This window comes from Exiguobacterium sp. s152, from assembly GCF_018618335.1.
Taxonomy (GTDB): Bacteria; Bacillota; Bacilli; order Exiguobacteriales; family Exiguobacteriaceae; genus Exiguobacterium; species Exiguobacterium chiriqhucha.
This window is the reverse complement of record NZ_JACSLX010000001.1, coordinates 665,227-684,782: the sequence shown is the minus strand read 5'-3', so window position 1 is coordinate 684,782 and position 19,556 is coordinate 665,227. Positions and strand designations below refer to the sequence as shown.

Below are 19,556 nucleotides of genomic sequence, written 5' to 3'. Positions count from 1 at the left end.
AAATCTAAAAGCACTTCCTCAAACGAGGAAGTGTTTTTAACAAAAGGTGAGAATCTATGGGGACAATCATAACGGCATTCAAGACTTTGAATTTTGAATCGACGGAGTATTCGAATCAATGTGTATCGTACCCTCATCCATCACTTGGATTATTTTATAATCAATTTCATTTATTAAATTGTATGTCTGATCAGAAATTGAAATCTCTATTCGATCAAGAGTTAGCAGAAATTCGAGAATGGAAAGCTGATTCCCAGAAGAAAGCTAAATTTACATTGCTCGAATGGGATTCAAGAGGAACATATTATTTGTATGAAATTCAAATTAATGAACAGTTTTCGTTCCAATGGCTAAGTACGATTGAGTTGGATTTAGAACGATATCCAAGCGTAAAATCGTGTAAAAATATAACGTTAAACGGGAAAAGTTTATGGGACGATTTTGTATTTAATCAATTTATTCGACATATGCATGAAGAAAATATGTTGCAACAACTTATCTTTGTATTTCCCACTGAGTTTGAAGATAAGTTGTTCGAATGGAAATATAAATATTATCCTGGTATGAAAACTTTGAGTGGGACTGGTGAAGCAATTCAGTCCTTTTTAAATCAAGAGACCATTTTCTCGTCGTTTCAAGGAGAAAATGTGTATTTTGCAGATCGAGCCATACGTTACGTGTTTCAGCCACATGAGGGAAGCCAACAAATGCTCGTCGTATTCTCTGCCATGTCACCGGACGAGGTAGCACGCTACAATTATTTAAAAGTGCTACAAGATGAGCCGTGCCACCGGTTATTTATACTAGATGATTTTGGACAACGAGGAACCTTCAACATTGGAGTAGATGGGAATCACGAAATTGAAACGTCTGTCGTTTCGCTTTTACATGCTATTTCTCGCGAGAGTGGTGTTGGGTTTGAAAGAATGATTGCGCTAGGTACTTCAAAAGCCGGAGGAATAGCTACATTATTCGCATTAAAATACCATTTTGAAGGTCTGATTGTAGGAGGAAGTGTTTATCAGATTGGTGATTGGATGCTTGAAAATGATGAAGAGCGGAAGCTAATGAGACTTACGATGACTCCTTCAGCATATGAAAAAAATATCGATTTGCAAAGAGCCTATTTAAATCAACTGATTTATCAAATTGATTTTAGAAGTAAGCCTAAAACTAAAATTTTCATTCAAACAATTGAGAATGACCCTTACAGAAAAGGTGTTATTGAACCCTTTTTAGAATATTTAGATTTAAAACAAGTACCATATGAATTTGATATTTATCCAGGCAAACGACATAATCTATTGGGTGAAAGTTATCCAAAGTATCTGCGTCAAGTATTGGCTCTTCATTTTTATAAAAATAAGGCTTCTCAGAAGGATGTTAAAAAGAATTCATTATGGAAGCTAGTCTTAGACTGCTTCAAGTAATGGAAAAGGAGTAAATATGAAAACACAAGCAACAGATCATTCATTTCTTCTAGCTTCTTTACTAAGAGATGAAATAACACCCTACTTCGAAAAGCATAATGTTCAAACTGACATTAAGGAAACCATGTTGATTATAAAAGGAACTTCTATTGGTGAAGTGGGGCCGATATTTCTACCGATTGAATTCTATCGCTACAATATTCGTAACCGTGTTATTGAATTGTTTTCTGCTAAGCGAAAGCAGTTTGAATTTGAAATCCTTGGCTCTTCGAAGAACACAGTAAGAGTAATCGATGGTTATTTAGTATTTAATTTTGAACCTAATCAGAACTTTGAAGTGATTATTCGGACATCACGTTTTTTGACGATGCGACCAGTTTTTCCTCAAACGTTTGAATCAAAATTTTCGATGCATGATCAAGTGAAATATAAATTTATTCCTGCAAGGGATGAAGCATTTAGTAAAGACTTGATTGTCGTATTTTCAGCAATGGGAAGACCTCATCAATACAATTTTAATTATATGAAAAGTTTTAAAGACCATCCTGCAAATCAATTGTTTATTTTAGATGATTTTGGTGAAAAAGGAAGTTACTATTTAGGCAAGGATTTATCCTTCCGAAATGAGACATCGGTTATTTCATTGATCATGAACATCTTACATCGAATTCATGCGACGCCAAAACATGTCACAACATTTGGTTCCTCAAAAGGCGGATATGTGGCATTATACTATGCATTAAAATATGGATTTGGCGAGGTTGTCAGTTTAGCACCTTCAATTAATTTAGGAGATTTCCTGATTAGTCAGCATCCTGATTTACTTGAATACATGACCGGTGGCAGTCAATCTTATCATGTATATGAAATGAATCAATTGATTTACGATTTGGTTAGAGAAAAGCGGGATGAAATGCCTTATATTCATTTAATGGTTGGAACAGCAGATTCACGGAAGTTGGAACATCTGGACCCGTTTGTATCCTACTTGGAATCTCTTGACATACCATTCGATTATCATATTGTTGAAGGAGTAGACCACTCTGAATTAAAATTTTTTGCTCCTCAATACATTGATTATTATTTTTCTCGTAAATTCTCACTTAAATCATCGTTGCTCTACTTCTTTGTTATGAATGAGCAATTTTTGGTTGAGAATGATCAAATAGTATTTAAAATGAATGTCGTCACTGATGAAAGTACAGAAGTTGCATTTTATTGGTATATGAATGACCAAATTTATAAGAAAACGCCGTATTCAAATGATTTGGAAACAAAAATTCCATATGAATCTGGAAATCAATATAGAGTGAAAATATTTATTCGAAATCGAATAGCTCAAGATCAAAAAGTTATATTTAATCGTACTTTCACATCAGAGACATAAATAAACTAAGGATAATATGTAGTACGCAATCAATAAAATATAATGATTTAAAAAAATGTATACTTCGGAAGAATCTAATCGGATATGATTGGATTCTTTTTATTTCGCGTAAAAAATATTTTAATTTTATATATTATTTTTAAATGAAGCATAATTGTATTGAGTTTCTGTGCGTAGTTGGATAGATTAGAAGATGAGAATGCATTTATGATCTCAAGGTGTGGAAAATTAACTGGGGAAACTTTGAAAGGGGAATAAGAATGTCAAACTGTAAAAATAATTTAGTGCTCAGAGGTATCATCGCTACGTCTCTAGTTACTGCTAGTTTACTTCCGCTCACTGTTAGTGCAAGTGTAGGTAAAGATTCAGCCAAAGTATCTAATTCTAAGCAAAAAGTGGACGCGATTGAAATTTTACAACCATCTCACCCACTTTCATTTAAACAAGGAGAAAAAATTGACGGGAAGTACAAGATTTTAAATGTCAATGTTGACGGAAAAATATTGAAACAACCGGTTAGATGGACGAATTTATCTACTTCGAAAATCGGTAATTTTACTGCTACAGCTACATATTCTAAACGTGGGAAGACAGTCCAACTCAAAGTTCCGTATACAATTTCGGGATATAAGTTGGCGCTTATGCACACAAATGACACACACGCCTCGCTTGATAGCGCACCAAAACGAGCTACGGCAATTAATCAACTTAGACAAGAGAATGCAGATCGTTTGTTGATCGATGCGGGAGATGTGTTCTCGGGATCGCTTTACTTCAATGAGTTCAAAGGACTAGCTGATTTGACACTCATGAACTACATGAACTATGACTTGATGGTACCGGGCAACCATGAATTTGACCTCGGCACAGAGGCGGGGCACCAAGAATTTGCAACTTTTATTCAAAACGCCAAATTCCCATTCGTCAGTTCGAACGTGGATTATAGTGCTGATCAATATTTGAGCAGTCTTTACTCGGATGAGATTGAGCGAAAGCCATACGATGGAAAATTATACGAAGGCGTCATCAAAGTGGTGGACGGGAAGAAAGTTGGATTCTTCGGATTGACGACTGAAGACACGGCGAACATCGCTAGTCCAGGACCAATCAAATTCCAACACTATGTTGAAGAAGCCGAGAAAGCCGTCAAAGCGTTTAAACAGCGCGGTGTCGATCAAATCGTAGCCGTCTCGCACCTAGGGTTCGACGACAATCCGGCAATCGATAATGATTTAGAACTCGCGAAACGCGTAGAAGGAATTGATGTCATTATTGGTGGTCACTCGCATTCTCGTTTAGACGCACCTGTTGTGGTGGTCGATGGAGAAGAGCCGACTGTAATTGTACAAGCATATCAATATGGGGAATTCCTCGGTACGCTCGATGTCGAGTTTGACCACACGGGGAAGGTTGTTGCACACCAAGGTAAGTTGATTGACATCAAAGGCTATGCCGCTGATCCGAGGGCGGTCAGCTTACTTGCTCCATTTGCAAAAGAAATTGAAAGCATCCGTAACGCCGAGATTGGTGCGGCGACGACTGCGGCATTTGACAACCCGAGGGACGCTGGAGATGTCAAGAAACCGAGCGTTCGTAAAAATGAGACGGCGTTAGGGAACTTGATTACGGACGGTATGTTGGATCGTGCAAAACGAATCGACGGCGAAGTTGTCGCAGCGATTCAAAACGCTGGTGGTATCCGTTCGTCAATTAATGCAGGCCCTGTGACGGCAGGTGAAGTATTGACAACACTTCCGTTCGGAAATACGTTAGCGGTCATGACGTTGCAAGGAAGTGAACTGTTATCAGCCCTTGAGCGTAGCGTGAGCATCTACCCAATTGAGAGTGGCGGTTTTTTGCATATGTCAGGTATGAAGATTGAGTTTGATAGTTCGAAAGCAGCAAATAACCGAATTGTGAAGGCGCAAGTGCTTCGTAATGGACAATATGTGGACGTCGTAACGAATGAGAATTATAAGATTGCAACGAACTTCTTTGCTGCAAAAGGTGGGGACAACTACCTTGAGTTTAAAAAGGCATATGAAGAGGGTCGTGTGAATGATTTGGGGATTATTGACTGGGAAATCATGCGTGATTATCTCGTGAAACTTCAAACGGTCACACCGACTGTTGAAGGGCGAATTGTCGACATCAAGCAGTAAACCCGAAGTAATTATAGGATGAGGAAGGGACCTGACTAGGGAAAGTATAGTTAGGTCCTTTACTCATGTTCAAGCATAAAGGAGCCTACAATGAGAAAAACTGCAGATGGAACATATCGTTACGTTCTCGTCCTCGGTGCGAAAGTGAACGGGATTCAACCGTCCCGGGCCTTGATGCACCGGATTGAAGCGGCGGCTGAATACGCGAAGCAATATCCGCACGTCGAACTCATCGCTTCTGGAGGACAAGGACCCGATGAAGGGATGGCGGAGGCCCGCGTCATTGCCCGGGAGTTAACGGCACGTGGCATTGATGCGGCGCGAATCCATATCGAAGCGGAGTCGACGTCGACGTACGAGAACTTTCTGTTCAGCCGTCCGATTTGGAGTGGGGAGTCTGGTCTGACCGTCGTCACGAACGACTTTCATGTGAGGCGGGCCCGGCTCGTCGGACGCCTGTACTTTGGGCTCTCGACCGACGCACTGTATGCGAGAACGCCGACGGCCACAAAACTGAAGTACGTCGTCCGTGAACAGTTGGCGTACGTGAAGCTGTTCATCAACTATATGCGCTGGAAATGGCGACCATGACAAAAGGGACTTCGCAATGAAGTCCCTTTTTCGTGTTATAACGTGCCAATGATCATCCCGCCGATGACCCCGACGATGACGAGCGCCCAAGGCGGCATCTTCCAATATGCGATCATGGCGAACAAGAAAGCAGCGAAGACGAAGTCGACCGCACCGTTCACCGTGCTCGTGAAGATCGGCTGATAGAAGGCAGCAATCAAAATCCCGACGACGGCAGCGTTGACACCGATGAGCGCACCGGCGACTTTCGGGTTGCGACGGAGTGCATCCCAAAACGGCAAGGCGCCGAGGATCAACAGGAACGCCGGCAAGAAGATGGCAAGCGTGGCGAGCAGACCTCCCGGCACGCCATTAATGACCGTCCCGAGATAAGACGCGAATGTGAAGAGCGGTCCCGGTACGGCTTGGGCGGCCCCGTAACCAGCGAGGAACGCCTCTTCACTTAAGAAACCGGCCGGTACGAGTTCGCGCTCGAGTAGCGGCAAGACGACGTGGCCGCCGCCGAAGACGAGGGCCCCCGCGCGGTAGAAGCTATCGAACATGGCGACCGATTGACTCTCGATCGTCTCCCGTAAGATCGGCAAGATGACGAGGAGCGCCCCGAACAGACCGAGAAGCGTCGCCCCGAGTCGTTTCGAGAGCGGGAACGAAGCCGACTTGACGTCGAGGTTTTGCGGTTTGAACAGCAAGAACCCGGCAAGTCCGGCGAGCAAGATGACGAGCACTTGGCTATAGGTCGTCTGCCATAACAGCACCCCGGCGAGTGCGAAGAACGCGATTGTCCGCGTCTTCGCGTCCGGCGTCAATTTGCCGGCCATCCCGAGAATAGCATGGGCGACGATGGCGACGGCGACGACTTTCAATCCATAAAGCCAGCCCGCGTCTGAGACGTCGAGTCCCGATACCAATAGGGCGAATAAGATGAGGGCGATGACGGACGGGGCCGTGAACCCGATGAACGACGTGATCCCGCCGAGGATGCCGCCACGGACGATCCCGATCCCGATGCCGACTTGGCTGCTCGCCGGACCCGGCAAGAACTGACAGAGGGCGACGAGGTCGGCATAGGCGCGTTCGTCCATCCATTTGCGACGGCGGACGTACTCCTCATGGAAATAGCCGAGGTGGGCGATCGGTCCGCCGAACGAGGTCAGGCCGAGCCGGGTCGATACGAATAAAATCTCAAGTAACGTTTTGAACGTTACGCGTTGGTTGGACATGTGCTTCACTCCTTAATTTTTTTGAATAGTTCATACGCTTTTTGACGGGCTTCCGCCAAGACGACGAGGCCTTTTTCGGTCGTCGTGTAATTTTTCCGGATATGACCCTCGACGAGCTCGTTCGTCCGGACGAGCAGCCCGTCTTGCTCCATCGAGTGCAAAATCGGATAGAGCGTGCCGGCGCTAATCGAGTAGCCGTGCTCACGGAGCTCCTCGACCATCCAAGCTCCGTACACCGGGTGCTCAGAGGCGTGGTGTAAGATATGGATATGGATAAAACCGAGAAACAGTTTTCGAAGAACGCGGTCTTCCACGTGCATCATCTCCTTAATATCGGTTTTCGATATCGATTTTCGTAATCATACTAACAATTGTGGTGGTGAGGTGCAAGCCGTGAGGTGTCATTTACAAAAACTTAATGTGCGCATATTGGTGAGAATCGATTCGGAAAATATAGGGAATTTGTAAGAAATGAGGTAAACTGAAAAGTAGAATTGAACGGAGGAGGGACCGACGTGGCAGACTTAGACCAGACCAAATTTCAATCCTTGTTGCGCCATATGCCCCAAGGCTACGTCGAGTTTAAAGTGCTCTACGATGAGGCGGGGGAGCCCGTCGATTACGAGTTTCATGAAGTGAACGAAACGTTCGAGCGCATCATGAAAGCAAAGCGCGAACATTTTCTCGGTGGACGGATCACCGACAAGTTGAAAGATTTTGAATACAGCGAACGGGAATGGATCGTCCAAGTCGCGCGTGCTGTCAGTAGTGGCGAAGCCATCACGTTCGAACATTTCTCACGTCGCAACAAGGCCTGGTATGAACTGTCTGTCTTTAGCGAGCGTCCGGGTCATGTGTCGACGCTGTTCCACGACATCACACCGCACGTCCAAGAGAACAATGCGCTGAAACAACTCGTCAACGTGTCGCACCGCTTTGTGACGACCGGACGAGAATTGTTGATGAACCAACATTTCCTCGACCAGATTCGAGGGTTCACCGGTGCCAAGGCCGTGACGCTCAATTTAGTCGATGATGATGGACAGACGTACTCGACCGTGGCGCTCTCGGGCATTGATGAACTGCTCGAGCGCAGCCTCGATGTGCTAGGCTTCCATCCGGTTGGCCGCAAATGGCCGATGAGCCCGAAACGGTCCAAGTTACTCGAGGCACCGAGCCCAATCGTGTTCGACGACATTTTCCCGCTCGTCGACGGGGTGTTGCCGAAACGACTGATCAAAAATATTTTACGGATTTTTAACCTTGGCCAAGTCGTCTTGTTTAAAATCGAGAAAGATGGGGTTTTTTACGGGGATTTGACGATTGTCATGCAAGGAAATAAAGAGGCGAGCCGCCTTGGGCTCGTCGAATTGTATATCGTGCACATCCTCGAGCAGATGACGAAAGCGGGCCGGCAAATCGGGGATGCGAAAGAGTCGATGTTCGAAGGGTTCGCGACCGTCGACTTGGAGTGCATCATGTCCCTGACCAATCATGAGATTTTCCATTTGAACGTGGCGTGGGAGCGTGTGCTCGGGTTTCCGCTCGAAGAACTCGAGAACATGGACTTCACGAGCCTGATTCATCCCGATGACGTCGAGAAGACGAATGAAGCGTTCGCCTTGCTCGAAGAAGGGAAGGACATCTTCCGTTTCGTCAACCGATACCGGACGATCGATGGAGACTATCGATCAATCGAGTGGCATTCAAAAGTCCAAGGCAACTATATTTACGCCGTCGCCAAAGACGTGACGGAACGCGTCCAACTCGAGGAAGAACTCGCCGAGCGGGACCGATTGCTCACGAAGCTGTCCGATCAAGTGCCCGGTGCCATCTATCAGTTCGAGCGGCGCCCGGACGGCAGCTTCCACTTCCCATTCTTTAGCCGAGGATTCGAGGTGCTGACTGGTATTACGTTCGAGGAGATGAAACAAGACCCGGGTCTCGTGTTCTCAAAAATCCATCCCGAAGATTATCCGAACGTGATGGCGAGCATTGAGACGTCGTACGAGAACTTGACGATTTGGGATGCGGAGTTTCGTGTCCTGACGCCCGACGGCCGGACGACGTGGATTTTAGGATCGTCGCGTCCAGAGAAGCTTGATGAAGGGCATGTCCTTTGGCACGGCTATATCGGTGACGTGACCGAGAAGAAGAAATATGAGATGGAAATCGAGTATTTGAGTTATCACGACCAGTTGACCGGGGTGAAGAATCGCCGTTACTTCGATGAGGCGCTCATCACGTACGATGAGCCGGACTATTATCCGCTCGCCTTAATCGTCGTCGACGTCAACGGGTTGAAGCTGACGAACGACGCGTTCGGTCATCTCGTCGGGGATCGCTTGTTGATTGAGGCGACGATGACGCTCAAACGTGAGATTCGAGGGAAGGATACGGTCGCTCGAATCGGTGGGGATGAGTTTGTCATCATCATGCCGAATACGTCACTTGAAGAGGCGAACCGCTTGTCCGATCGCCTGAGCCAACTGTTCCTCGCCAAATCGATCGAAGGGCTGCCGATTTCGGCATCGTTCGGCGAAGCGGTGAAGGACGATGACGCGCTCTCCATCGCGGAAGTGTTTAATTTGGCCGAGGACCGGATGTATCACCATAAAGTGTCGGAGAAACAAAGCCGACGCCATCATTCGATTCAGCTCATCATGCGAACGCTCTACGAGAAAATCCCGCGCGAAGAAGCACATTCGCAACGCGTCGCCGAGCTGTCGCGGCAACTCGGACAGGCGATGGGGTTCACGAGTGCTGATGTGAACGAACTCGTCACGGCGGCGACACTGCATGATATCGGCAAGGTCGCGATCAGCAATGAGATTTTAGACAAGCCGGGCACGTTGACCGAGTCCGAATGGCGTGAAATCAAACGTCATCCCGAAGTGAGCTACAACATCTTGAGCACGGTGCCGGAGTATGGGCCACTGTCCGAAATCGTGCTCGCCCACCATGAACGATGGGACGGGAATGGTTATCCGAAAGGGATCAGCGGAAAGCAGATCCCGCTCGCGTCACGCATCATCTCGATTGCGGACACGTTCGACGTCATGATGACGGGACGCCCGTATCGGAAAGCGAAGACGCTCGACGAAGCGCTCGCGGTCATCGCAGAAGAAGCGGGCCGGCAGTTCGACCCGGAACTCGTCGAGGTGTTTTTCAAGAAAGTCGTGCCGACGTTGCAACGTTAATCGACTCACATAAAAAGGAGAGCCCGCGATGGCTCTCCTTTTTATGTGAGCGGCCGTTTCTTCAACGCCCAGGCGCTGAGGAGAAAGACAGCGAGCGCCATCCCGAGCATGATGAGGACGGATTGGAGTGGGAAATGGTCCTCGTACATTTGGGTGATCCCGTAATTGAACCAGTACGTCGGCAAGAAGCGCCCAACGGCTTGGAGCGTCTCCGGAAGCCACGTCAGGCTGATGAAGGCGCCGCCGGTGATGGCCGCCGCCATCGTCACGGACGTCTGCCAGATGTTCGCCTTCTCCCGGTTCGTCGCGAGAATCGCGATGAGCGACCCGATGGCGAGACAGACGAACAAATAGACGATGAACAACAACGTGAGGACAGGCAGGTGCGTCAAGATGTCTTGTCGGTATAGCACGGCACTGAAGGCGAGCAGCATGAGCACGTAGAGCAGACCGACCGCACAGAACGATACGAACAACGAGCCGATGTAACGCCGCGGCGTTACAGGGGCGGCGAACAGGCGGGAATAGATTTTCTCGTCCCGGTCGTCGGCGACGAACAGCGGGATGAACTGAAGGAACGCCGACATCATGACGAACGACAAGAGGCCGAGGAACGCCTGCGTCCGCGCCGTCGTCGCCACGCTCTGTTGGAACGGCTCACTAGAGAGGGTATAGCCGTTTTCCGTCTCACGTTCGGCGAGTTCGGTGAACCGTTCCTCGTCAAACTCACTTGCGATCAATAGTTGCCGCTCACGGGACAAGTGTGAATTGAGCGCTTGTTCGATCAATGCGGCGTCACTCCCTTCGGTCGCACTGAACGACAATCGCGGTGTCTCGCCATCCAAGAGCGCCTCGCTGAATCCGTCCGGAATCACTAAGACGATGTCTTGTCCTTGTAGCAACGCCTCATCGGTCTCATCCGTCTCGAGCGGTGTCACCGCTCCGAACCGTCCCGCCTCTTCAATCACGCGACCGGCGAGTGTTCCGCCGTCGCGGTCAAGAATACCAATCGAGGCGTTCAAGGCAGACGTCGAACTGAGGAACGACAGGATGAGAGCGAACCCGAACACGGAGACGAACGTGAACACCCATAGCCCTTTTTTCCGGAGCGGCTTGGATCCGAAGATAGCTCCCCGTCATCGGCTGCTCCTCACTGAGCATGCCGGTAATGTAGAATGCACCGAACAGTGCCGTCATGATGGAAATCGTGACGGTGAAATATTCGAGTGATGTCGGGGTCCGACCCGACAAATCGATGCTCTCGCTGTCGATGAACGTCGTGGGCTCGAACGGGGCGGAAACACCTGCCTCAGCGAGCATAATCTGCTGATTGGCGACGTCCGTATATTGCCGGAGAATGGCCTCGATGACGTCAAATTCGATCGTCGACGGTTCCTCGTAAAGCAGACGGACGTCGGGACCGTCCAAATGGAGGATGACGTCGGCGTCGCCATCGTTCACGCCGTTTTCCGCAGCGGCGATACTATCGTATGGGACGAGATTGATAAATGCTTTGATGTCGTCGTCGGCGAGGAACGTCTCGAGCGGCACCCGGTAATCATCCGTCGACTGTTCGACGTAGGCGACGTCTGTGACCGGGAGCGAGAAGTTGCTATTGAAGATGGCCGACAGCATCGTCCCGAGCCCGAAGATGAGAATGATTGGGAAGATGAGCATCCAAAACAAGGTCGAGCGGTCCCGCAGTTGCTGTTTGACATCATATTTGATGAACGTCCATAGTTTCATCGTCATCACTCCCTAAGTGTCTTACCGGTCAGCGCCAGGAAGACGGTATTCAAGGACGGACGGTCGACCGTGATTGAGGTGAAGCGAACCCGCTCGTCATGGAGGACGTCGAGCAGCGGGGCGAGCGGGGTGTCTTTCTCGAGTGACACGTCGAGGAACGGTTCCTCGTAATCGACTTTCTTCACCCGCTCGAGTGATTCGAGTCGTTCCAAGAGGCCCGGAGTGAGGGCGTCGACTTTGATGCGGGCCGTCTCGAGCGTCATGACTTGATCTTTCAGCTCATCTTGCGTGCCCTCGGCGATAATTCGTCCCTCATCGACGATGGCGACACGGTCGCAGAGCATCTCGACTTCCTCCATATAGTGGGACGTATAGATGATCGTCGCCCCGCGTCGATTCAACTCGCGGATATTCTCGAGGATGGTGTTGCGTGACTGCGGGTCGATGGCGACGGTCGGTTCATCCATAAAGATAAGTTCTGGTTCATGCACGATGCCGCAGGCGATGTTGAGACGACGAAGGAGCCCCCCGGACAGTTCCGGCGGACGTTTCTTTTGGTGCGCGGTGAGTTCGACGAAGTCGAGGGCGGCCACGGTCTTTTGTTTGGCCTCGGCCGGTTTGAACCCGTACAGCTCGGCGAAAAATTGAATGTTCTCGAACACCGTCAGCTGGTCGTACACGGAGACATGCTGCGGGACGATACCGACGCGCCGTTTAATCGTTTGCTCGTCTTTTGGCATCGAATGATCGAAAATACGGATGGTACCGCTGTCGGCAGGATATAAGTTCAGCATGACAGAAATGGCGGTCGTCTTTCCGGCCCCATTCGGTCCGAGCAAGCCGAACAGTTCACCGGCCTCGACGTGAAGTGAAAAGTCGTTCAAGGCAATTGTCTCACAGAACCGTTTCGTGACATGGTCGAGCGCGATGATAGACACGTGGACGCAACTCCTTTCAAATCAGGAACGTGAAAAAGCATACAATGTTTTGTTCCCGTTTGCAGGAACTTCCGAACCCAATGACGAATGAATTATAATAGTTGAATTATTCAGACAATTAATGGAAGTTGAAGTGAGGGATCGCGATGAAAGGGTGGCAGTTCAATAAAGAAGAGTCGAGCGAGAAGTTTCCGGACGAGATGGCGTGGGCGTTATTTTGCACCGTCGAGCCGAAGCGAATGGATACGACACTCCCGTTTTATTATGACGAGTCGGTGTTCCGTTTCTCGAACGGGACAGAGTCATTTTATTTTAAAATCTCCCCGAGTTATCACGAGTTCGAGGTGAACGTCAAAGACGCGTCGGGCGAGCTGCTATACTACCAGCTGTTGCGAACGGTCGGGAAAGTCGAGGTGCTCGAGGATCGGCGCGACCACGGCGAACTGTTGATCGTCATGAACGAGGACCGGAACAGTACGGTGACCACAATCGAGTTGACCGTCCGACCGCGTTTCCGGGTACTCGTCAAAGAGCACTATGTTTGAGTTTTCCTCAGAGTGGTACATGAATTAGACATGATACAACGAGGAGGAGATTCACATGAAAGACGGACTTAACAAAAAAGTGGACGGGTTAATCGATAAAGCGGCAGGCAAAGCGAAAGAAGCGGTCGGCAAAGCGACGGACAACCAATCGCTCAAGCGTGAAGGCCAGAAAGATCAAGTGAAGGGGACGGCCAAAGAGAAGACCGGCCAAGCCCAACAAAACCTCGAAAGCCTGAAAGACGAACGCCGCTAATACAAAACGGGAAGTCGCGACAACTGCGACTTCCCGTTTTTCATTTCGTCAAAAAGACTTGGACGTGAATCGTCGAGCCTTGCGCGTTCTTGGCGGCACCGACACCGAGGTGCGTGAAGTTGCCGTTCAAGATGTTGGCGCGGTGGCCGCTCGAGTTCATCCAGGCGTTCACGGCTTGAGCCGGGTCACTCGACCCCATATAGATGTTCTCACCCCAACCACGATAGCTGACATCGTAGGCATCGAGCGTGTCACCTGGGCTCCCGTTCTCACGGAGCTGATGCGAGAACTGGCCCGTCTGTGCCATCTCGTCGGCCCGGACTTGGGCGACACGGTTCGCTTCGCCCGACGCTGCGAGCGCCGATAAGCCAGCCGTCTGACGCTCTTCGTTCGTCTCGGCCAAGACACCGCTTGCTGGGGCTTTGAAAGTGATGTGTTTCGCCAAAATATATCCGGTCTTCGTGCCGATGTTCACTTTATACCAACGCGTCGTGCCTGTGTACCGGTACGAGATCGTCTCGAGCTTCATCCCTTGGCGCAAGAACACGACGTTCGATGAGGTCGTGAGCGGACGCGACTTTAAGTAGACGCTCGATGGGGCGACGTACGTCGCCTTCGTGAACGCGACTTCGGCTGTCGATAGCTTGATATACGTGGCCGGAACGTAACCGTACCCCGTGCCCCATTGGATTTTGTACCAGTGGGCCCCGTTCGTCGTAAATGACGTCCGGACCATCATCGTGCCGTCGCGAACAATTTTACCTACACTCGTCGCTGAGCTTGACGGTGTTTTTCGGACGTTGATTTGACTGATTCCCGTAACGGAACCTTTCGTGTTGACGGCCGTCTCACGATATGAGGCTTCGACCGTGGCCGGATTGACGGTGAGCGGGGGCGGCGGGGTAAATGTGAACGCGGTCGCGAGGGCGGCAGCGAGCAAGACTGAGGCAGATTTTTTCAAAATGGGAAGCTCCTTTTTCGATCATATAACCATATAATATATTGAATAGGGCAAGAATGGTTATTACCATTTGATTACAAAAAGAGGCAGACTCAAGTGAGCCTACCTGCTCCTTATTTATACAACAAATACTCTTTCCGAATCGGCAAGAACGCATCGCGCTCGGCATCGACTTTCGTCATGATCGCCTCGAGCGACTCCCCGGCGAGGATCATGTCTTTCACGTAGGCGTTCCCGGTCAGCTTCGTGATGAAGTCATTAGCGAGGAACTCGAACTCGTCTGGATACAGGTCGTGTGCCGTCTTGACCATGGCAATGCCGGTCTTGACCGCTTCGAACTTCGTCGGCTCTGTGACGTACACTTCGACGCCGTGCGACAGTTTGCCCGCGTTCTTCGAGAACGTTGGCGTGAACGAGGCAGCGCGGAACGTGACGCCCGGAAGTTCGAGCGCGTTCAACGTCTTGGCATAGTCATGCGCCTTCACGTACGGGGCGCCAATCAATTGGAACGGCTTCGTCGTGCCGCGTCCTTCCGACAGGTTCGTCCCTTCGAACAGACCGGTCGCCGGATAGACGTTGACCGTGTCCGTCGTCGGCATGTTCGGTGACGGCATGACGAACGGGAGTCCCGTATCCTCGTACAGCATCGAGCGCTTCCAACCCTTCATCTTGACGACTTCGAGGTCGGCTTGAATCTGATACTCCGAATTGAACAAGCGTGCGAGCTCACCGACGGTCATGCCATGCTTGAGCGGAATCGGATAGAGACCGATGAAGCTCGAATAGGCCGGGTCGAGCACAGGACCTTCGACGCGGAGACCACCTTGCGGGTTCGGCCGGTCGAGGACGACGAACGGGATGTCATTCTCGGCTGCGGCTTCCATCGCATACGCCATCGTATAGATGTACGTATAGAAGCGTGTGCCGACGTCTTGAATGTCGAAGACGAGCACGTCGACGTCTTTGAGCATCTCGGCCGTCGGTTTTTTCGTCGCCCCATACAGACTATAGACGGGGAGTCCCGTCACTTCGTCGATATATGAACTGATTGTCGATCCGGCTTGCGCATCACCGCGGACACCGTGTTCTGGTCCGTACAGTGCCGTCAATTCGAAATCATCTGAGTTATGGAACAAGTCGACGATGCTCGTCATGTTAGCATCGATTCCGGTCGGATTCGTGATCAGTCCGACTCGTTTACCGGCCAAGATTTCAGGATTGTCCATCAACCGGTCGACCCCGAGTTCGACTTTCGGTTTCTTCGGCTCTGACTTGGCATCGGCATCGAGCAACATGACAGATGACGTGACGAGCGTGAGGGCGGCAAGGCCGCCAATCCATTTCTTCATAACTATTCCTCCTTCATGAATGTAAGCGCTTTACTACTTACTGGAAAGTGTACCATTTTGTATTTTTAATTCAATATAAAGTTAATGAAATAGGAAATTTTATTTCTAATTTTGATTCGTTATACCTAAAAAGCCATCGGATTTCTCCGATGGCTAGATGATTATCGTACGGCAAGTGCTTTCCATCCCGTCGCGCCCATGACAGAGCTGACTTGGCTTTTCGGGATGACGAGGCGACCGCGGTACGGGTCGTTGATGTAGAGGTTATTCTTGTCATAGCCCGTCGCGAGCATGACGTGATAATTGACGAAACCGGTGAATTTTTGGTTCGAAGCGGTGTACCAATTGAAGTGACCGTACGGCTGTTTGAAGTCGACACTCGCCCAGACGATGACCGGGTTGCCGAGTGAGAGCTCGCGCTCGATTGAGGCGAGTCCTTGACCTGATACATCTTTCACAGGCCGGTATTTGCTCGAGAAGTTAATCATGCCTTTCGGATAAATCCCGTAGTTGCGATATTTGCTGAGCTTGCCTTTCGGGTCGCCCGTGAACATGACGTTCGGGTCGACCCAGCGGTAGAGACGATTCTCATAGCGGGCGTTCCACATACTTTTTGGCATTTCCCGATATAACGTCTCCGCGCTGACGACGCGTCCTTTTTTCTCGAGCGCCATCTTGAGCGAGAAGAACTCGCAGCCAGAAGGATAGCCCATAGCAAATTGACGATAGAGCGGCACGCTCATCTTATAGGTGGAGAGCGGGTTGCTATAGGCGCCCCGGGCATCGAACGTGGCGTTGCCGATGCGTTTGTTCTTATACATGACGCCCGACAGATCGAAGAAATACCACTTGCCGTTGATGACTTGCCAATCTGTCTTCTTCGTCAAGGTCGGTGCAAAATATTCGTATTGCGTCGTATATTTCCAACCAGTCTCACGGACGCCGGTCGAGTGGAAGTAGTAATAGCGAGTCCCGACTTTGTGTTTTCCTTGCAGACGATAGCCGTAGACGGGATGGAACCCGTACACTTTGCCGTCAATCGTCTGCAGACCGTAGCGACGTTTTCCGTCCGTCCCGAAATAGTAATAGCGAGAGGCGACTTTTTGGACGCCGGCCAACCGATAGCCGTACGTCTCATGGAAACCGTAAACGGTCGTCCCAATCTTTTTCAGCCCGTGCTGGCGTACACCGCTTGTACCGAAGTAGTAGTGGCGCGTGCCGATTTGTTGCCAGCCGGTCGCGACCTGCCCGTCTTTCAAGAGCAAGTATTTCTTGCCGTTAATCGTGTACATGCCCGACCGGATCGTTCCGTTTTCGAATATGTAATGCTTCACGCCGTTGACGGTTTGCCAACCGCTCAACCGTTTCCCTTCAAGAGAGAACAAGTAGCGTTTCCCGTCCACGGTCAAAAAGCCGGTCGCCATGACGCCGTTCGATTTGAAGTAATAGAGACCATCCGTGAGTTGTTGCCAGCCTTTCAGCTGCTTCCCGTCGGCGGCGAACAAGTAGGTCGCCCCGTCAATCGAATAGCGCCCGGTGACGAGCACGCCGTCCGTTTCAAAATAATATGTAGCGCCATCGATCGCTTGCCAACCGACGGCCATCGTCCCATCTGCTGCAAAATAATAGGTCTTGTTGTCAATCACTTGCCAGCCGGTCAGCACCGTGCCGTCTTCTGTCATATAGACCGTTCCCGTTGCGGTCGTTTGAAACCCGGCCGCGGCATGGACGTGGTCGTTACTGAGGATGATGCTCATACTGACGGCCAAACCGGCCACTACATGACTCCACTTCATAGGCGTTCCTCCACAATCGAATTGAAAAATTGGTATTATTTTGTAAATTAAGTATACATGAGAAAAGCCGCCTTGACTCGACGGCTAAAGGACTATTTTGAGAAGGTGCTACATCAGGACGAACGGCTGATGAACAACAACCGTTTCGAGGCGACGAAGAGCGTCACGCCAATCAACAAGACACTACTGATGATCGGCCAAACGAGTAAACCCTCGCCCATGAGCACTTCGGCCGATAACGAGCCGAGCCGCCACGGCATCCAGTCCCACTCGAGCCACCCAATTAGGAGCGACATGATGAAGTGGAGGGCGAGCGTGATCACGAGGGCGACGAGGCCGCTCTCGAGCAACGCCGCGAACAAGAAGAAAATCGATAGCTGGACGACGAAATGGAGCATGAGCAGCCCGGTCGCGATCAAGAAATCGGTGACGTCGAACGAATCGAACAAGACGATTGTATAGTAGGCGGCGCTCAATTGGGCGAGGCCGATGGCGACGACGGCGAGTAGCGAATAATGTCCCCATTTGCTGAGCACGATGCGCGTGCCTGGAATCTTGAGCGACTTGAGCCAGGCGAGCGTGCCGAGCGACCGTTCGTGACTGAACGTATGCATGGCGGATAACAGCACGACGAGCAGGCCGATTTGTCGCAACTGTTCGCTCGCCGACATGAGCACTTCTTCTGGTGACGGGGTCGGAATTTCGATGACCGCCCCGTCCGGCAAGTTGCCGCCCGAGGCCAAGATGTCCGGGAGGAAATAAAGCGTGAGCGGTTGCATCGCCGCAAGCAACATCAAGGAGATTGGTACCCAGATGAGTCGCTTATTGCGCCATGACTCTTTCCACTCTTGTTTGAAGATGGCCAGTTTCATTAGGCGTTCACCTCCAAAAAGAGTGACTCGAGCGATGGATGCCCGACATGGAGCGATTGGAGTCTTAGACCGCGCTCCAGCAGCAGCTGCAGCAACGCTCGTTCCGTCACGTCTTTCGCGTCCGTCTCCAGTTCCCATGTCGTCCCGGAGCGGGTGACGTGGCTGACACCCGGGAGCGTTCGCCACTCATCCTCCGTCACGACGTCATTGAACAGACGGACTTGAATCGAGGACTTCGAGCCGAGTAAATCGGTCACGGTCCCTTCCATGAGCAGGCGACCTTGTCGGAGCAGGAGTACCCAGTCGCTCGCTTCCTCGGCATCGGGGAGCACGTGCGTCGAATAGAGAATCATCCGCTCTCGTTTCAAATCGCTTAAGAGGTCGAGTACTTCCCGGCGGCCGCGCGGGTCGAGCGCCGAGACGGGTTCATCGAGCAGTAACAGCTCCGGGTCATGCACGAGCGCCTGGGCGATGCCGAGCCGTTGCCGCATGCCGCCGGACAAGTGTGCCGCCGGTCGATCGACGGGCTCGAGTCCGACCCGTTTCAACAGATGGACCGGGTCGACATTCGTGACGCCGGTCAACTCGGCCGCATAGCGAATCGTCTCGACCGGTGTGAGCGATGGATAGAGCGCCGGTCGCTGTGGCAGATAGCCGATGCGGATGGCGTCATGCCCGACGATCTGTCCGGACGTCGGTGTCGTCACGCGGGCAATCATATTGAGCAGTGTCGTCTTGCCGGCCCCGTTCTCACCAAGGAGCGAGGTACAGCCGGGGCGGAGCGAGAAGCTGACGTCGTCGAGCGCGGTGAACGTGCCGAATCGTTTCGTCAGTTGGGTGACGTTCATCGCTTCGTCCGTCCCCATAGGAAGTAGACGATCGGCCCGAGGATGTTGATGAATAGGATGACGAGAAGCCATACCCATTTCGGTCCATTCGTTTCTTGCCGTTTGAGCAAATCAATCAAGGCGACGACGAGCAAGATGAGTTGCAACACGAGCAATGGCAAGAGGATGAGCAATAAATTTGAGTCATTGGTAATGTCCAATTAGGTTCCTCCTTCATAAATGAGTTCACTATTCCATTCCACATATAGGACCAATTTC

Annotated in this window: 18 protein-coding genes; 7 read left to right on the top strand and 11 right to left on the bottom strand. The window is 50.4% G+C overall.

Annotated features, from left to right (window positions below):
- Nucleotides 1-56 precede the first annotated feature (56 nt).
- From KNP72_RS03495 to KNP72_RS03480, 4 genes are all read left to right on the top strand, one after another.
- Entirely contained in the window at nt 57-1,430 is a 1,374-nt protein-coding gene (locus KNP72_RS03495) for an alpha/beta hydrolase family protein (RefSeq protein WP_214718102.1), read from the top strand.
- Between the two features lie 16 nt (nt 1,431-1,446).
- Entirely contained in the window at nt 1,447-2,817 is a 1,371-nt protein-coding gene (locus tag KNP72_RS03490; RefSeq protein WP_214832138.1) for a hypothetical protein, read from the top strand.
- A 218-nt stretch (nt 2,818-3,035) separates the two neighbouring features.
- Nucleotides 3,036-4,979, top strand: coding sequence for a bifunctional metallophosphatase/5'-nucleotidase (locus tag KNP72_RS03485; RefSeq protein ID WP_353048438.1), 1,944 nt, complete (start codon nt 3,036-3,038; stop codon nt 4,977-4,979).
- A gap of 90 nt (nt 4,980-5,069) precedes the next feature.
- A complete protein-coding gene (locus KNP72_RS03480; RefSeq protein WP_214718085.1) occupies nt 5,070-5,570 on the top strand; it encodes a YdcF family protein in 501 nt (166 codons plus the stop codon).
- A 35-nt stretch (nt 5,571-5,605) separates the two neighbouring features.
- Here the strand turns inward: KNP72_RS03480 and chrA are convergent, their stop codons facing one another.
- Nucleotides 5,606-6,790 carry a chromate efflux transporter gene (chrA, locus tag KNP72_RS03475; RefSeq protein ID WP_214718083.1) on the bottom strand — a complete coding sequence of 395 codons (1,185 nt, stop codon included), beginning with the start codon at nt 6,788-6,790 and terminating at the stop codon, nt 5,606-5,608.
- 5 nt (nt 6,791-6,795) lie between these two features.
- Nucleotides 6,796-7,104: a PadR family transcriptional regulator gene (locus KNP72_RS03470; RefSeq protein WP_214718081.1), complete on the bottom strand. Its 309-nt coding sequence runs from the start codon at nt 7,102-7,104 to the stop codon at nt 6,796-6,798.
- 201 nt (nt 7,105-7,305) lie between these two features.
- On the opposite strand from KNP72_RS03470, the gene KNP72_RS03465 reads away from it, so the two are divergent.
- Nucleotides 7,306-9,990: an HD domain-containing phosphohydrolase gene (locus tag KNP72_RS03465; RefSeq protein ID WP_286038284.1), complete on the top strand. Its 2,685-nt coding sequence runs from the start codon at nt 7,306-7,308 to the stop codon at nt 9,988-9,990.
- Nucleotides 9,991-10,031: 41 nt separating this feature from the next.
- Here the strand turns inward: KNP72_RS03465 and KNP72_RS03460 are convergent, their stop codons facing one another.
- The 3 genes from KNP72_RS03460 to KNP72_RS03450 are packed head-to-tail and all read right to left on the bottom strand — an operon-like array spanning nt 10,032 to nt 12,674.
- The gene (locus KNP72_RS03460) at nt 10,032-11,078 is read right to left on the bottom strand and encodes an ABC transporter permease (protein ID WP_286038285.1); all 1,047 of its coding nucleotides are present in this window, start codon (nt 11,076-11,078) and stop codon (nt 10,032-10,034) included.
- A complete protein-coding gene (locus tag KNP72_RS03455; RefSeq protein ID WP_251128830.1) occupies nt 10,987-11,736 on the bottom strand; it encodes an ABC transporter permease in 750 nt (249 codons plus the stop codon). The genes KNP72_RS03460 and KNP72_RS03455 overlap by 92 nt, the downstream gene beginning before the upstream one ends.
- Before the next feature lie 5 nt (nt 11,737-11,741).
- Nucleotides 11,742-12,674, bottom strand: coding sequence for an ABC transporter ATP-binding protein (locus KNP72_RS03450; protein WP_214792592.1), 933 nt, complete (start codon nt 12,672-12,674; stop codon nt 11,742-11,744).
- Nucleotides 12,675-12,820: 146 nt separating this feature from the next.
- Here KNP72_RS03450 and KNP72_RS03445 point away from each other — a divergent pair, with 146 nt between their 5' ends.
- Both KNP72_RS03445 and KNP72_RS03440 read left to right on the top strand, forming a co-directional pair.
- Nucleotides 12,821-13,219, top strand: a complete 399-nt coding sequence (locus KNP72_RS03445; protein WP_214832137.1) for a hypothetical protein — start codon at nt 12,821-12,823, stop codon at nt 13,217-13,219.
- Between the two features lie 55 nt (nt 13,220-13,274).
- Nucleotides 13,275-13,472, top strand: coding sequence for a CsbD family protein (locus KNP72_RS03440; protein WP_021066447.1), 198 nt, complete (start codon nt 13,275-13,277; stop codon nt 13,470-13,472).
- A 40-nt stretch (nt 13,473-13,512) separates the two neighbouring features.
- Here the strand turns inward: KNP72_RS03440 and KNP72_RS03435 are convergent, their stop codons facing one another.
- From KNP72_RS03435 to KNP72_RS03410, 6 genes are all read right to left on the bottom strand, one after another.
- Nucleotides 13,513-14,433, bottom strand: coding sequence for a CAP domain-containing protein (locus KNP72_RS03435; protein WP_214832136.1), 921 nt, complete (start codon nt 14,431-14,433; stop codon nt 13,513-13,515).
- 113 nt (nt 14,434-14,546) lie between these two features.
- Nucleotides 14,547-15,782, bottom strand: a complete 1,236-nt coding sequence (locus tag KNP72_RS03430) for an exo-beta-N-acetylmuramidase NamZ family protein (protein ID WP_214832135.1) — start codon at nt 15,780-15,782, stop codon at nt 14,547-14,549.
- Nucleotides 15,783-15,943: 161 nt separating this feature from the next.
- Entirely contained in the window at nt 15,944-17,578 is a 1,635-nt protein-coding gene (locus tag KNP72_RS03425) for a C39 family peptidase (protein ID WP_214832134.1), read from the bottom strand.
- 113 nt (nt 17,579-17,691) lie between these two features.
- Nucleotides 17,692-18,450, bottom strand: coding sequence for an ABC transporter permease (locus tag KNP72_RS03420; protein WP_214832132.1), 759 nt, complete (start codon nt 18,448-18,450; stop codon nt 17,692-17,694).
- On the bottom strand, nt 18,450-19,298 hold the full coding sequence (locus KNP72_RS03415; protein ID WP_131471867.1) for an ABC transporter ATP-binding protein: 849 nt from the start codon (nt 19,296-19,298) through the stop codon (nt 18,450-18,452). The genes KNP72_RS03420 and KNP72_RS03415 overlap by 1 nt, the downstream gene beginning before the upstream one ends.
- The gene (locus tag KNP72_RS03410) at nt 19,295-19,498 is read right to left on the bottom strand and encodes a PLD nuclease N-terminal domain-containing protein (RefSeq protein WP_021066453.1); all 204 of its coding nucleotides are present in this window, start codon (nt 19,496-19,498) and stop codon (nt 19,295-19,297) included. Before KNP72_RS03410 ends, KNP72_RS03415 begins: the two co-directional genes overlap by 4 nt.
- Nucleotides 19,499-19,556: the final 58 nt, after the last annotated feature.

Coding starts and splice junctions, on each gene's coding strand:
- KNP72_RS03490 (WP_214832138.1), top strand. CDS start 1,447: ATGAAAACACAAGCAACAGATCATTCATTTCTTCTAGCTTCTTTACTA.
- KNP72_RS03495 (WP_214718102.1), top strand. CDS start 57: ATGGGGACAATCATAACGGCATTCAAGACTTTGAATTTTGAATCGACG.
- KNP72_RS03430 (WP_214832135.1), bottom strand. CDS start 15,782: ATGAAGAAATGGATTGGCGGCCTTGCCGCCCTCACGCTCGTCACGTCA.
- KNP72_RS03480 (WP_214718085.1), top strand. CDS start 5,070: ATGAGAAAAACTGCAGATGGAACATATCGTTACGTTCTCGTCCTCGGT.
- KNP72_RS03420 (WP_214832132.1), bottom strand. CDS start 18,450: ATGAAACTGGCCATCTTCAAACAAGAGTGGAAAGAGTCATGGCGCAAT.
- KNP72_RS03440 (WP_021066447.1), top strand. CDS start 13,275: ATGAAAGACGGACTTAACAAAAAAGTGGACGGGTTAATCGATAAAGCG.
- KNP72_RS03445 (WP_214832137.1), top strand. CDS start 12,821: ATGAAAGGGTGGCAGTTCAATAAAGAAGAGTCGAGCGAGAAGTTTCCG.
- KNP72_RS03455 (WP_251128830.1), bottom strand. CDS start 11,736: ATGAAACTATGGACGTTCATCAAATATGATGTCAAACAGCAACTGCGG.
- KNP72_RS03415 (WP_131471867.1), bottom strand. CDS start 19,298: ATGAACGTCACCCAACTGACGAAACGATTCGGCACGTTCACCGCGCTC.
- chrA (WP_214718083.1), bottom strand. CDS start 6,790: ATGTCCAACCAACGCGTAACGTTCAAAACGTTACTTGAGATTTTATTC.
- KNP72_RS03425 (WP_214832134.1), bottom strand. CDS start 17,578: ATGAAGTGGAGTCATGTAGTGGCCGGTTTGGCCGTCAGTATGAGCATC.